Below are 13,717 nucleotides of genomic sequence, written 5' to 3'. Positions count from 1 at the left end.
AATCATGCCCGTTCGGTATGAGACTCCGGTCGTCCGGCGATGCGGGTCTTACGGTCCGGTGACACATGGGCGGAGAGGCGGCGGAGCGGGCCTACCGTGGGGGGATGGCGTCCCGAGGAGTCCGATGACCGGCACCCCCGCATCCCGCGTCCTGGTGGTCGACGACGACCCCACCGTGGCCGAGGTCGTGGCGCGGTACCTGGAGCGCGACGGTCACGAGGTCGAGTGCGTCGGCGACGGCGCCGAGGCCCTCAGGCGCGCCCTCGCCGACCCTCCCGACCTGCTCGTGCTCGACCTCATGCTGCCCAAGATGGACGGCCTGCAGGTCTGCCGGAAGCTGCGCGAGCGGTGGCCCGTACCGGTGATCATGCTGACCGCGCTCGGCGAGGAGATCGACCGGGTCGTCGGCCTGGAGACCGGCGCGGACGACTACGTGACCAAGCCGTTCAGCCCGCGCGAGCTGGCATTGCGGGTGCAGTCGGTGCTCCGCCGGGCCCGTGGGGCGCTCGTCCCCACCGGCACCGGGGTGCTGCGCGACGGCGACCTCGTGGTGGACGTGGGCGCCCACGAGGTGCGGCTGGCGGGTGAGAAGATCACCCTGACGGCCCGCGAGTTCGACCTGCTCGTCTACCTGCTGCGCAACCCCCGCCAGGCGTTCAGCCGGGCCGCGCTCCTCGACCAGGTGTGGGGCTGGTCGTTCGGCGACTCCTCCACCGTGACCGTGCACGTGCGGCGGCTGCGGGAGAAGATCGAGCCCGACCCGACCGAGCCGCGGCGGATCGTCACGGTCTGGGGCGTCGGCTACCGGTACGAGCCGCTGCGATGATCCTCCAGATCGTCGCGGTCACCGCGGGGCTCGGCGTCGCCATCGCGGCCCTCGGCCTCGCGCTGCTGCGGGCGCTGCGGCGCCGGTCGATCGGCGTGATGCTCGCCGTCGTGGCGGTCGTCACGGTGGCCGCGACGCTGGCGGGCGTGGTGGCGATCACGCTCGAGATGGTGATCGACGGGCGGCCGAAGAACATCGTCCTCACGGTCGTGGCGATCGGCGGGCTCGTGGGCCTCGCCGTGGCGCTCATCAACGCGAGGCGGGTGGTGCTCGCCAGCAGGCGGCTCGTCCAGGCCCTGGACGAGGTGCCGCCATCGGGACGGTTCACCCCGCCGGAGGACCCGCTCCCGGCGGAGCTGCGCACGATCGCCAACGCTCTGGAGCAGGCGTACGAGCGGCTGCGCCTCGGGCGGGAGCGCGAGCGGGCCCTGGAGAGCGCCCGCCGCGAGCTGGTCGCCTGGGTCAGCCACGACCTGCGCACCCCGCTGGCCGGGCTGCGGGCGATGACCGAGGCCCTGGAGGACGGCGTGGTGGACGACCCCGGCACCGTCCGGCGCTACCACGCACAGATGAGGCTGGAGGTCGACCGCCTCTCCGGGATGGTCGACGACCTCTTCGAGCTGTCCCGGATCCACGCCGGGTCGCTGAAGCTCAGCCGGGGCCGGGTCGGGCTCGGCGACCTCCTCGCCGACGCGCTGGCCGGGGTCGAGCCACTGGCCAGGGCCAAGCGGGTGCGCCTGCTCGGCGAGGCGGACCCGGGCCTGCCGGTCGACGTCGACGCCGACGAGCTCGCCCGAGCCGTACGGAACCTGGTGGTGAACGCGATCCGCCACACACCCGCCGACGGGACCGTCTCGGTCCGCGCGACGGCGGACGGCGAGACGGCCACGGTGTCGGTGCTCGACTGCTGCGGCGGGATCCCCGAGGAGGACCTGCCGCGGGTCTTCGAGGTGGCCTTCCGCGGGGAGGCCGCCCGGACGCCGGGCCAGGGCGGCGGAGCCGGACTGGGCCTCGCGATCGCCAGGGGCATCGTCGAGGCCCACGAGGGCGAGATCGGCGTGGTCAACGAGGGCCCCGGCTGCCGCTTCGACATCCGCATCCCCCTCGCCGGGAGCGCCTGACCGCCGCGCCGCCGCCCTCGTCCCACCACGCCGTGGACGTCACCCGCCCGCCGGCCGTCGCCGTCGCCTGCCCTCGTGTTCGCCCGCCTTGGTGTTCGGCCGGCGTCGCGTCCGCCTGGCGTCGTACGGACCGGCGTCCGCCGTCGCGTGCCCTTCGTCCCGTCGCCGGATGCCGGAGCCCCGCGGCCCTCTCGTGGCGGGCCTGATGCCTGCTCGGCGTCGTTCGCGTCCCCTTCGCCCGGAGCGTACGACCGCCGTGGCACCCGTTTCCGGCTACCGCTCTCCCTGGTGCTCGAGCTGCCCGCGCCAGGCCGGGATCTCCCCGTCCGGCTCACGGAGGGCGTCCCGATCTCGTACGGTGAACGCCTCGGCCATGGCGCGGAACGTCGGGCACGGCCAGCGCCACATGCAACTGCGACATCGCAGGATGGGGTGGGAGGCATCGCTGGAGATGCCCCCGGCGTCCCTGGGCTGGTGCAGGTCGAGCAGCCGGATGCCGAGCTCGGAGAAGCTCAGCAACTCCTCTCTCGCCTCGGCGAGGAAGTCGAGGTCCTCGGCCGCGAGCCGGGCGCTGACCGGGACGAACCCCTCCCGGTTGACCAGGCCGCGCAGCGGCTCGGTGGCGTCCCGCCACGACGAGGCCTTCTCGGTGCGGACCAGGATGACCTCCAGCCGCTCCCGTAGCCTCCGGCGTTGCGGATCCTCAGGAAAGTCATTGTTCATCATGCTTTCGGGCCCACTGTGCTCGGCGCCCGCCCTCCTTCACGAAGTGACGACCAAGACGCGGAGGTTCCGGGCCCTCCATCCGGCGAAAGCCGGCGTCGCATAGCGTCAAGCTTCGCGCACTCACCGTTTGCGTGCGAGCGGAATCGGGGACAAAGGGCGGACGACTCTTCGACGATTCCGCTGGAACGTGACCCGGGGCCGGGACGGCGCTAGTGTGCGCCTCGTGGAGCTCAAAGTCGCGACGCAATCCCACGCCGGTCAGGCCGTCATGGCCGTCGCCGGCGAAATCGATCTGTACACCGCTCCCCGGCTGCAGGCGGAGTTCACCCGCCTGCTCGAGACCGGGCCGGATCGAGTGGTCATCGACATGTCCGGGGTGGAGTTCTGCGACTCCACCGGCATGAACGTGCTGCTGTCCGCGCTCAAGCGGCTGCGCGAGCGCGGCGGCAGGCTCGAAGTGGCGGCACCCAGGCCGGCCGTACGGAAGATCCTGCAGGTGACCGGGCTCGACTCGGTCTTCACGGTCCACGAGACCCTGCCGGACGACCTGCTCACGGCCGAGCACCAGGGCTAGCCGAATGGGTGACCTCGTGGTCCCTGGGCCGGACACCGCCGTGGTGATCCCGGCCAAGGACGAGGCCGACCGCATCGGCGCCACCGTGACCGCCGCCCTGAAGCTGCCCGGCGTGGATCTCGTCGTCGTGGTCGACGACGGCTCGACCGACGAGACCGGCCGGGCGGCCAGGGGGGCGGGCGCCCGTGTCGTACGGCACAGCCGCAACAGGGGCAAGGCGGCCGCGATGGAGAGCGGGGCCGAGGCCGTGCGCCTCCTCGACGAGGACGAGCCACGGCACCTGCTGTTCCTCGACGCGGACCTCGGCGAGACCGCCGGGGCGGCGCTGCCGCTGATCGTGCCGGTGCGCACCGGCGAGGCCGACATGACGATCGCCGCGTTCGCCGCCCGCGTGAAGCTGGGCGGCCACGGCATGGTCGTGCGCCTCGCCCGCGACGGCATCAGGCGGCTGACCGGATGGGAGGCGACCCAGCCGCTCAACGGCCAGCGTTGCCTTACCCGGGCCGCCTTCGAGGCGGCGCGGCCCCTCGCCCACGGCTTCGGCGTCGAGACCGGCATGACGATCGACCTGCTCCGCAAGGGTTTCCGGGTGGCCGAGGTGGAGGTCGACATGGCCCACCGGGCCACCGGCACCGACTGGCGCTCCCAGATGCACCGGGCCCGGCAGCTCCGCGACGTCGGCCTGGCCCTCGCCGCCCGGGAGCCCGCCGTCCAGCAGGGCAGGGACGCGATCCGCCCCCGCCCCCGGCCGTGACCCTCCGGGAACGCGTGCCGTTATCCGCCTTCCCGGGCCACGCGCGGGCACGGCTCGTCGCGCTCGCCGCCTCTCCCCTGTCCGTCCTCTGCACGATCGCGATCGGCCTCCTCGGGCCGTCGGCCATGGTCCCCGCCCTGCCCGGCCGGCCCTGGCAGCCGCCGTACTCCCTGGGCCTCGACCCGGGCGGCCACCTCGTCGTGGCGCTGGGGGCGGCGGCGATCCTCCTGGGCGCGGCCGGGCTGGCCGCCGGGCTGCGGGCCGCCGAACAAATGCCCCCGGCCCACTGGACGGTCCTGGCGGGGTGCCTGGCCGCCGTCGCGCTGGCGTTCCTCCCGCCGTCGGGCTCCTCCGACCATCTCAACTACGCCGCGTACGGCCGGATGGCGGCGCTCGGCCACGACCCGTACGCGACCGTGCCGGCCGACCTCCCCGGCGACCCGGTGATCGGCCGGGTGGAGGAGTGGCGCACCACGCCCAGTGTGTACGGGCCGGTGGCGACGTTCGTGCAGGCCGTCGCGGCCCACATCGGCGGCGACTCGCTCCGGCTCACCGTCTTCGCGATGGAGGCGGCCAACGCGGCCGCGTTCGTCGCCCTGGCCGTCGTGCTCCACCGGGCCACCCGGGACGACCCCGTACGGCAGCGCCGCGCGGCGCTTCTGTGGGCGGCCAACCCGCTCGTCGTCTACCAGCTCGCGGCCGGGATGCACCTCGACACGATCGCCACCGCGCTCGTCGTCGCCGGCGTGGTGTACCGCCGGGGGCTGCCGCTCGGCCTGGGGGTCGCCGTGAAGGTCACCTCCGGCCTGGTCGCCCTCGGGGTGGCCTGGGAGCTGCGCAGGCGGCCCCGGCGGCTGGCCGCGGTGGCCGCGTCGGCGGCGGTCGTCGTGCTCGTGCTGTACTGGCTGGCCGGGCCGCACGCGCTCGACCAGGTCCTGAACGCGAGCAGGACGGTGTCGCTGGCGACCCCCTGGAAGCTGGTGAAGACGGCGGCGCAGGCCGTCTTCGGGTCCGGGGCGTACCACCTGGAGATCCAGCTCGGGTCGCTGGTGGTGCTGGCCGGGCTCGCCGCGCTGCTCCTGCGCCGCATGTCCGCGGACGGCCTGCTGAGGGACGGCGCCGAGGCGCCCCCGGTCGCCCTCGCGTTCGCCGTCGCCTGGCTGTTCGCCACGCCGTACGCGCTGCCCTGGTACGACGGGCTCGCCTTCGGGCTGCTCGCACTGGTCCCCGCGTCGGGCCTGGACGCCTTCCTGGTCGCCCGGCTGGCCGCCCTCTCCCTGGCGTATTTGCCGGCCCGGCAGGCGGGCCAGCCCCCGGACCTCGGCTGGCTGGTGAGCGTGGTCAGGGCGCAGGCGGTGCCGGCGTTCCTGCTGGCGCTGACGGTCGCGCTGGCATGGTGGGCGTGGCGGGCTCGTCCCGCAGCGCGCGTACCGACGCCGCGAGCGTGAGCGGGACGGCCACCGTGAGGGCCATGGCCGGGATCGCGATCCCCGAGTCGTTGATCAGGAACCCGACCAGGGCGGCGGCCAGCGCCCCGAACAGCCCGGCCCGCAGCTCCGGAGCGCGCTCGTAGACCAGGCTCAGCGCGGACGCCCCCCACCGGGACGGCCGGTACAGAACGAGGAACAGGAACGCCAGCGCGACCAGCGACAGCAGCGTCAGCGGCAGGTTGCCCAGCGTGTGGAGCATGGCGCCCAGCTTGCGTCCGATCACCGAGCCGCCCTCCCCGCTGACGACCTGCTGCACGAAGCCGCCGAGGTGGGTGCGCCGGTCGGGCGGCCGCAGCCAGTCGGCGACCGCGATCAGCGCGACGAGCGCGACGCCCGCCAGCCCGACGAGCCCGAGCCGGACCACCGAGACCCGCCGCCCGGTGACCATGAGCAGGAACACCGCCACGCCCACGACGAACGACGGCACGCCGCCGAAGTCGGCCCCCCAGGCGGGCCAGCCGTCGGCGACGACCGCCACCAGGCCGTACGCCAGGCAGACGAGGGCGGCGAGCCGCGGCCTGCGGCGCAGCGCGTGCGCGACCCCGGCGAGGAGCAGGATCGTGCCGGTCGAGTAGACGGCGAACGCCATGTTGCCGAAGCCGTAGAACCGGCCGCCGGTGACCGGCTCGTAGCCCGCGACCGCGTTCACCTGCAGCCGGGAGCCCGTCACCACGTCGAGGAGGAGGGCGGCCGAGCTCACGCCCGCGACGGCCGTCAGCGGGCCGAGGACGTGCGACCGCCACGGCCCCGCGAAGCCGGCGGCCGCGACGACCACCGCCATGCCGAGGATCGTCGCGAGGAGGGCGGGCATCGGATGGGCGAAGCCCCACCACGGCACGAGCTGGGCCAGGAAGACCGACACCGGGACCGCGCCGCTGATCGTCGCCACCACCCGCGTCACCCCGAGCATCCGGCGGGCGCGGCGGATCACGATCGACGCCAGGACGTAGAAGAGCACCTGCGCCGTCACGAGCACGATGAAGAACGGCTCCCTGACCTGCCGGAGCACCTGGCTGGCGAGATCGGCGTCGGCCAGCCGGGCAGCCGTCTCCCGGGCCGACGCCGGGCCCTCGCCGCCGTTCTGCCACGCCCTGCCGACCACGCCGTCCGGTGTGCCGAGCCCGAGCACGTGCGTGACGGTCGCGGTCAGGTCGGTGAGCGTGACCAGCGCCTCCTGCCGCGTGGAGGTCGCCGTCAGCCACCCCTTCCGGTACGCCTCTGCCGCGTCGTCGCCGGTCTCGGGTCGTGCGGATGTCGCCGGGGTGGTCGCTGTCGTGGTGGCGGCGGTGGTCGCGGCCGCACCGCTGGGGCCGGTGGCGACGGCGATGTGGAGGTGCGCGGCCGAGCCGGAGTCGGACAGGCCCGCGACCAGCACGGTCGATCCGGCGGGCACATGAGCGAGGATCTCGCCCACCGTCCGATCCGCGGCCGCCACCGCGGCCCTGCGCGCCTCCGGGCTCAGATCCCGCACGCCCGACCCGGCCGGCCCGGTCCGTGCGTCGGCGGGAGCGCCGGTCGTCGCGATCGGGCCCGCGCCGTCCTGCCCGGTCGATCCGGCCGTGGGAGCGCCGGCGGTGCCGGTCGCCGTGCCCGTGCTCTCCTGCCCGGAGGCGGTCCACGCCTGGTCGATCTGTCCGGCCTCGGCGACGACGAGCGTGTACGGCGTGAGGTCGGGCAACTCGGCCACGCTCGCGGCATATTTCCCGACTTTTCCGGACTGGTCGGCGGCGGCGAGGGCGGCGCCCGGTCCGATGGCGGCCACCGTGCCGCCCGCCGCGGTGACCGTGCGCCCGAGAAGCCCCACGGTGGCCTGGAAGGGGCTCGACCGCTGGAGACTCACCAGCTCCGCCCATCCGGGGATCGTGGCCGACCCGTCGGCGGCGACGGCGGGGGCCGGGGGAGCCGCGCACGCCGAGCCGGGCGCCGCGGCGCGCTGGCCCGCGGAGAGCGTGAGCCATCCGGCGATCGGACAGGTGACCGGCAGCCCCTCCGGCGGCACCGCCCGCGTCGAGAGGGACGCCGTGGCGCCGGTGCCGGCGAGACGCCAGAGGGCGGGCGTGCGAACCGGGTCGAGGTCGTCCCACTGCAGCCCGGGCACGCCGATCACGACCACCCGGCGGCCGGCCGCGGAGGCCGCCGCCGATCCCGCCGCCGCTTCCGACGCGGACGCCGCCGACGACGCCGACGTTGACGGCGCCGCTGCCGCTGCCGCCGACGCTGCCGCTGCCGCCGACGCTGCCGCTGCCGCCGACGCTGCCGCCGGGGACGGCCACGAGGCCAGCGCGGCGACGCAGAGGACCACCGCCGCCAGGACGACTCGGATCCCCCGCCCGAGAGCTCGCCGCATTCCGCCCGGCCTCACGCCGGCCCCTGCCGCCGCGTGCCGGGAAGGCAGGGGCGGGACCGGCGGGACGCCTGGCAGGGGTCGGGGACCACCGTCGGCTGGCACGGCTGCGCGGCTCCTCGGCTCGAGAGCGGAAACGGTCGGGACAGCGTCCACGGTAACCTGCCTGCTCGTGACGACTGGCCGGACGACCGCGGGCAGGGGACCGCTGTGGGCGTGGGCCCTGGCCCTCGTGGTCGTCGCCGCGGCGGCGGCCCCGCTGATCGCCTACTGGCTGACCAACCCGGCCGACCAGCGGCTCGTCGATCTGGACGTCTACCGTACGGGCGGCTGGGCCCTCCTGCTCGGCCTTCCCGTGTACGGGGTGATCACGCCCGCGCCGCAGCTCCTGCCCTTCACGTACCCGCCCGTCGCCGCGATGCTGGCCGTCCCGCTCGCGGAGATGTCCTGGCCGGCGGCCCAGTGGGTGTGGACGGCCGGGATCGTGGTCGCCCTCGCGGTCGTCGTCCGGTTCGCGTTCCGCCCGCTGCTCGACGGACCGCTGCTCGACGGACCGCTGCTCGACGGGCCGCCGCTCGGCGCCGCGAGGAAGGCCGCGAGGAAGGCCGCGAGGAAGGCCCGGCCTCACGCGCGGCCGGACGCCGTGAGGAACGCCGGGCCGGGAGCGATGCCGGCCGCCGGGCCTGACGCGGACGCCGTTCGGGATGCCGGAACCCGCACGCGGCTCGCCCGGTCGCCCCTCGCCGTCCCCATGGTGTTCGCCGTGCTCGCGGCGGCGTGCGTGTATCTCATGCCGATCAGGGACCAGATCCGCTTCGGCCAGGTGGACCTCTTCCTGGTCGCGCTGTGCCTGCTCGACTGCGCCGCCCGCAGGCCGAGGTGGCCGCGCGGGATGCTGATCGGCCTGGCGACGGCCGTGAAGCTCACGCCCGGCGTCTTCCTCGTCTACCTGGCCGTCACCGGGTTCCCCCCGCGCGGCGGCGACCGGGAGCAGCGGCGGGCCTTCTTCATGGCGGCCTTCACCGCCGCCCTCCTCACGGTCGTGCCGTTCCTCGTGATCCCCGAGGACGCCCGGGGCTACTGGTTCTCGGCCCTGCTCGACTCCGAACGGCTCGGCGCGAACGCCGCGACCACCAACCAGTCGCTGCGCGGCATGCTGCTCCGGCTCTACCTGTCCGACGCCGCCACCTCGCTGATCTGGCTCGCCGCCGTCGCCGCCGTCGGCTGGTACGGCTTCAGCCGAGCCCGGCGGGCCCACCTGGACGGCGACCCGATGACGGCGGTCGCGCTGACCGGGCTGATGGCGGTGCTGCTGTCCCCGGTCGCGTGGATCCACCACATCGCCTGGGTGGTCGTGGTGGTCGCCGCGATCGCCGGGACGGGCCGCGACCGCACCCGGCTGCTGGTGGCGGCAGGGGTGTGGCTCTTCTACGTGCTGCCCATCCCCTGGTGGGGAGTGTCGATCAAGGCTCTGGAGATCCCCGTCCTGAGCCCGGTCGTGGGCAAGATCGTGCAGGACGCCTTCGGGCTCGGCGCCGTCGCGCTCGTCTGGGTCCTCGGCTCCTGGCTGCCCCGGCGCCGGACGGTGGAGCCCTCATCCGCCGTTCGGGAGACGTCCGCGTGACCGTCTGGTTACCCTCGGTGTCGTGCTGGTCACCGTTCTGGTCATGGCCGGGGTTCTGTCGGGAGTGACCGGCGTGTCCATCGGCATCCTCATGCTGCGCACCGCCAGATCGTCGGTGGAGGAGTGCCTGGAGGCCCTCTCCCGCCGCAAGGCCTTCGACGGCGCCGTGGACAGCAAGGCGATCCGTGACGTCGCCGTCTACCGCTACGACGCGCTGGAGGAGATGACCGGGAGGCTGTCGTTCTCGGTCGCGCTCATCAACGGCTTCGGCGACGGCATCGTGCTCACCTCGATCAACGGGCGGACCGAGACCCGGACGTACGTCCGGCCGGTGTGCGGCGGCAAGGGCCTGCAGCCGCTGTCGCCCGAGGAGGAGCACGCCGTGCGGGCCGCCCGGCTCGGCATCGGGCCCGAGGTCGAGCCGCATCGCGTCCGCCGCTGAGGCGTTCCCCAGGCAGGCGGCGCTGAGGCGTTCGGCGAGCGGGCGGCGTGCCGAGGTGTGCATGTTCCGGCACGTGAGGGGCGTCGACGGCGGTTACCCTGGATGACATGCCCAAGCTCGCGTACCTCGGCCCTCAGGGGACCTTCTGCGAGGCCGCCCTGCGGAGGCTCGCGCCCGACGCCGAGCGGCTCCCCGCCGCGAACGTGGGGGCCGCGCTCCACGCCGCCCGCACCGGCGAGGCCGACGGGGCCGTCGTCCCGCTGGAGAACTCGGTCGAGGGGGCGATCACCCAGACCCTCGACGAGCTGGCCTGGGGCGGCCCGCTCCTCATCACCGGCGAGCTGCTGCTGCCCGTCGAGTTCTCCCTGCTCGTACGGCCCGGCACGGAGCTGCCGCAGATCAAGCGGATCATCTCCCACCCGGCGGCGATCACGCAGTGCCGGGGATACCTCGAGCGCGAGATGCCGGACGCCCTCGTGATGGCGTGGCCGTCCACGGCGGGCGCGGCGCAGGAGGTGGCCGCCCCCGGCTCGCCGTACGACGCGGCGATCAGTCCGGCCATCGCGGCCGAGTACTACGGCCTGGACGAGTTCGCGTCCGGGATCGGCGACCGCTCCGACACGGTGACCCGGTTCGTCCGGGTGAGCCCGCCGGGCCCGCTGCCCGAGCCGACCGGGGCCGACCGCACCTCACTCGTCGCCTTCCTGCGCGACGACCACCCGGGCGCGCTGCTGGAGATGCTGAGCGAGTTCTCCGTGCGCGGGGTCAACCTGACCCGGATCGAGTCGCGGCCGACCGGCGACGGCATCGGCCGCTACTTCTTCCACTTCGACTGTGAGGGCCACGTCGCCGACGCTCGGGTGGGCGAGGCGATCTCGGGCCTCCGGCGGCTCTGCGCCGATCTGCGTTTCCTGGGCAGCTATCCACGGGCCGACCGGGTCGCCACGCAGATCAGGGCCGGTACGGCAGACGACGACTTCACCGAGGCGGCCGGCTGGCTGGAGCGGATCAGGAACGGTCAGGCCTGAGCACCGCGCCGGGCTCGTTGTGATGGGCGGGAGCCGTACCGGCTCCGGTAGCCTTTGATCCGTGATTGACCTGCGAACCCTTCGTGAGGACCCCGACCGGCTCCGGGCGTCGCAGCGCGCCCGTGGTGAGGACGACTCGGTCGTGGACAGGCTGCTCGGCCTCGACGAGCGCCGTCGCTCCGCGCTGAACGGCTTCGAGTCTCTGCGCGCCGAGCAGAAGAGCATCGGCAAGTCGGTGTCCCGCGCGTCCGGGGACGAGCGCCAGGCGCTGCTCGACCGGGCGAAGGACCTGGCGGCGCAGGTCAAGGTCGCGGAGGCGGAGGCCGACCGGCTGGCCGGCGAGCTCGACGAGCTGCTGCTGTCGGTGCCGAACATCGTCGAGGAGGGCGCCCCTTCCGGCGGCGAGGACGATTACGTCGTCCTCGAGGAGATCGGCGAGAAGCCGTCGTTCGACTTCGAGCCGCGCGACCACGTGGAGCTGGGCGAGCTGCTCGACGCCATCGACATCGAGCGCGGCGCGAAGGTGTCGGGCGCCCGCTTCTTCTTCCTGAAGGGCGTCGGGGCGCGGCTCCAGCTCGGGCTGCTGAACATGGCGATGCAGCAGGCCGTCGAGGCCGGCTTCACGCCCATGATCACCCCGGTGCTGGTGAAGCCGGAGTCGATGCAGGGCACCGGCTTCCACGTCGCCCACGACAAGGAGATCTACCGCCTCCCCGAGGACGACCTCTACCTCGTGGGCACCTCTGAGGTGCCGCTGGCGGCCTACCACGCCGACGAGATCCTCGACTCACGCGCGCTGCCCATGCGGTACGCCGGGTGGTCGTCCTGCTTCCGCCGCGAGGCCGGCTCGTACGGCAAGGACACCCGGGGCATCATCCGCGTCCACCAGTTCGACAAGGTCGAGATGTTCTCCTACTGCCGCGTGGAGGACTCCCACGAGGAGCACCAGCGGCTGCTGGCCTGGGAGAAGGAGATGCTCGAGAAGGTCGAGCTGCCGTACCGGATCATCGACACGGCGGCGGGCGACCTCGGCACCTCGGCGGCCAGGAAGTTCGACTGCGAGGCGTGGATCCCCTCGCAGGGCCGCTACCGGGAGCTCACCTCGACGTCCAACTGCACCGACTTCCAGGCGCGGCGGCTGCGGGTGCGCTACCGGGACGCCGAGGGCCGTCCCCAGCACGTGGCGACCCTGAACGGCACGCTCGCGACCACCCGGTGGATCGTGGCCATCCTGGAGAACCACCAGCAGGCCGACGGCTCCGTCGTCGTCCCCAAGGCCCTGCGGCCGTACGTGGGGCTCGACGTCCTGGAGCCCGTCTCGCGCTAGCCCGTGCCTGTGGCGACGGCCGGCACCCCGGGGAGGGGGCGCCGGCCGTTCGCCGTCCAGGGGCCGTTGTGCGGGCCCTGAGGGGCACGCGGGGCACCTCGTGCGCGTCCGCGAGGGGCTCGCAGGAACCCTTGTGAGGGGCCCCACTGGACCGTCCGGACGTGCGAAGGGCGGGACCCGCCGCGCGGACCCCGCCCTTCGTCAAGTCAGGTCAGATACCCCGGACGTTGGACGCCTGCGGACCCTTCGGGCCCGCGATGACCTCGAACTCGACCCGCTGGCCGTCCTCCAGATTGCGGTAGCCGCTACCGGTGATCGCGGAGAAGTGCACGAACACGTCGGGCTCGCCGCCGTCCGGTGCGATGAAGCCGAAGCCCTTCTCAGCGTTGAACCACTTGACGGTTCCCTGAGCCATTACTGCTCTCCCTAAGGAAGTGAATCTTGGGGTCCACACCTCGTGAACCCCGGGTGTGTCGCACAGCTCCCCGGGTGGCTCATACAGTCAAACTGGTTTTCGCTACGGGAACAGCTAATACAACGCCTTCACATCTAACACTATGTAGCCCGTTGGTGTTCCACGTAAGGCCGAGATTTCTCGACCTGTGGACGTCCGAGTCGGTGACCGGCGCCGTCACGGTGCACACTGGAACCTGTCATGACCTGCCCCCGCCTCGTCGCCACGGACCTCGACGGCACAGCTCTGCGCACCGACGGAACGATCTCCCCTCGAACGGCCGCCGCCTTCGCGCGCGTGGAGCGCGCCGGAGGGACGCTCGTGTTCGTGACCGGCCGCCCGCCCCGCTGGATGCACACCGTCGCGGGAGCCGTACGGCACCGGGGGCTGGCCATCTGCGCCAACGGGGCGCTCGTCTACGACCTGCACACCGAGGAGATCGTCGAGGCGCACCTGATCGCCCCCGACATCCTGGAGGAGTCCGTGCGGCGGCTGCGCGACCGCGTGCCGGGCCTGAGGTTCTCCGTGGAGTACGAGGGCGGCTTCGCCCATGAGTCCGACTTCGCCCTCGGCGGCTGGGACTCCCACGAGGTCTCCGGCCGGAAGGTGGGGGCGGCCACGCTCACCTCGCGGCCCTGCGCCAAGCTGCTCGCCCAGCACCCGTCGATGAACCCCGACGAGCTGCACCTGCGGGCACTCGAACTGGTCGGCGACATCGTCACCCCCACCCACTCCAGCGGCCGGGCGCTGATCGAGATGAGCGCGTACGGCGTGACGAAGGCGTCGGCGCTGGCCGCGCTGGCCGAGGAGCGGGGGATCAAGCCGGCCGAGGTGGTGGCGTTCGGCGACATGCCGAACGATCTGCCCATGCTGACCTGGGCCGGCACGTCGTACGCGGTCGCGAACGCCCATCCCGACGTGATGGCCGCCGTCGATCACGTGACGGCGGCCAACAACGACGACGGGGTGGCCCGGGTGCTCGAGACGCTCTTCTGAGGCCTTCTGAG

Annotated in this window: 13 protein-coding genes; 10 read left to right on the top strand and 3 right to left on the bottom strand. The window is 73.6% G+C overall.

The genetic code is table 11. The features are described 5' to 3' along the window. The first annotated feature begins 124 nt into the window (after positions 1-124). Positions 125-826, top strand: a complete 702-nt coding sequence (locus Mco01_RS32275) for a response regulator transcription factor (protein ID WP_204060621.1) — start codon at positions 125-127, stop codon at positions 824-826. Then, positions 823-1,947 carry a sensor histidine kinase gene (locus tag Mco01_RS32270; protein ID WP_204060620.1) on the top strand — a complete coding sequence of 375 codons (1,125 nt, stop codon included), beginning with the start codon at positions 823-825 and terminating at the stop codon, positions 1,945-1,947. The genes Mco01_RS32275 and Mco01_RS32270 overlap by 4 nt, the downstream gene beginning before the upstream one ends. 273 nt (positions 1,948-2,220) lie before the next feature. Here the strand turns inward: Mco01_RS32270 and Mco01_RS32265 are convergent, their stop codons facing one another. After that, the gene (locus Mco01_RS32265) at positions 2,221-2,673 is read right to left on the bottom strand and encodes a hypothetical protein (protein WP_239104069.1); all 453 of its coding nucleotides are present in this window, start codon (positions 2,671-2,673) and stop codon (positions 2,221-2,223) included. Between the two features lie 223 nt (positions 2,674-2,896). On the opposite strand from Mco01_RS32265, the gene Mco01_RS32260 reads away from it, so the two are divergent. The 3 genes from Mco01_RS32260 to mptB are packed head-to-tail and all read left to right on the top strand — an operon-like array spanning position 2,897 to position 5,449. Beyond that, positions 2,897-3,247 (top strand): STAS domain-containing protein, encoded by a 351-nt coding sequence (locus tag Mco01_RS32260; RefSeq protein WP_084369861.1) that lies wholly within the window; start codon positions 2,897-2,899, stop codon positions 3,245-3,247. 4 nt (positions 3,248-3,251) lie between these two features. Next, the gene (locus Mco01_RS32255; RefSeq protein WP_204060619.1) at positions 3,252-4,001 is read left to right on the top strand and encodes a glycosyltransferase; all 750 of its coding nucleotides are present in this window, start codon (positions 3,252-3,254) and stop codon (positions 3,999-4,001) included. 14 nt (positions 4,002-4,015) lie between these two features. Further along, a complete protein-coding gene (gene mptB / locus Mco01_RS32250) occupies positions 4,016-5,449 on the top strand; it encodes a polyprenol phosphomannose-dependent alpha 1,6 mannosyltransferase MptB (RefSeq protein WP_239104068.1) in 1,434 nt (477 codons plus the stop codon). On the opposite strand, the gene Mco01_RS32245 is transcribed toward mptB, so the two are convergent. Continuing rightward, positions 5,343-7,598, bottom strand: coding sequence for a hypothetical protein (locus Mco01_RS32245; RefSeq protein ID WP_204060618.1), 2,256 nt, complete (start codon positions 7,596-7,598; stop codon positions 5,343-5,345). The two genes, mptB and Mco01_RS32245, sit on opposite strands and share 107 nt — an antisense overlap. Before the next feature lie 409 nt (positions 7,599-8,007). On the opposite strand from Mco01_RS32245, the gene Mco01_RS32240 reads away from it, so the two are divergent. From Mco01_RS32240 to serS, 4 genes are all read left to right on the top strand, one after another. Beyond that, positions 8,008-9,459, top strand: coding sequence for a glycosyltransferase 87 family protein (locus tag Mco01_RS32240; RefSeq protein WP_239104067.1), 1,452 nt, complete (start codon positions 8,008-8,010; stop codon positions 9,457-9,459). Positions 9,460-9,481: 22 nt separating this feature from the next. Further along, positions 9,482-9,901 carry a DUF4446 family protein gene (locus tag Mco01_RS32235; RefSeq protein WP_204060617.1) on the top strand — a complete coding sequence of 140 codons (420 nt, stop codon included), beginning with the start codon at positions 9,482-9,484 and terminating at the stop codon, positions 9,899-9,901. Between the two features lie 107 nt (positions 9,902-10,008). Further along, positions 10,009-10,929, top strand: coding sequence for a prephenate dehydratase (gene pheA / locus Mco01_RS32230; protein WP_204060616.1), 921 nt, complete (start codon positions 10,009-10,011; stop codon positions 10,927-10,929). Positions 10,930-10,990: 61 nt separating this feature from the next. Beyond that, on the top strand, positions 10,991-12,256 hold the full coding sequence (gene serS, locus Mco01_RS32225) for a serine--tRNA ligase (protein WP_204060615.1): 1,266 nt from the start codon (positions 10,991-10,993) through the stop codon (positions 12,254-12,256). Between the two features lie 211 nt (positions 12,257-12,467). Here serS and Mco01_RS32220 read toward each other — a convergent pair whose 3' ends face one another. Beyond that, a complete protein-coding gene (locus tag Mco01_RS32220) occupies positions 12,468-12,671 on the bottom strand; it encodes a cold-shock protein (protein WP_030511000.1) in 204 nt (67 codons plus the stop codon). 240 nt (positions 12,672-12,911) lie between these two features. Between Mco01_RS32220 and Mco01_RS32215 the strand changes: the two genes are divergently transcribed. Next, a complete protein-coding gene (locus Mco01_RS32215; protein ID WP_204060614.1) occupies positions 12,912-13,706 on the top strand; it encodes an HAD family hydrolase in 795 nt (264 codons plus the stop codon). The last annotated feature ends 11 nt before the right edge of the window (positions 13,707-13,717 follow it).

This window comes from Microbispora corallina, assembly GCF_016863035.1.
Classification (GTDB): Bacteria; Actinomycetota; Actinomycetes; order Streptosporangiales; family Streptosporangiaceae; genus Microbispora; species Microbispora corallina.
This window is presented reverse-complemented; position numbering and strand designations above follow the sequence as displayed.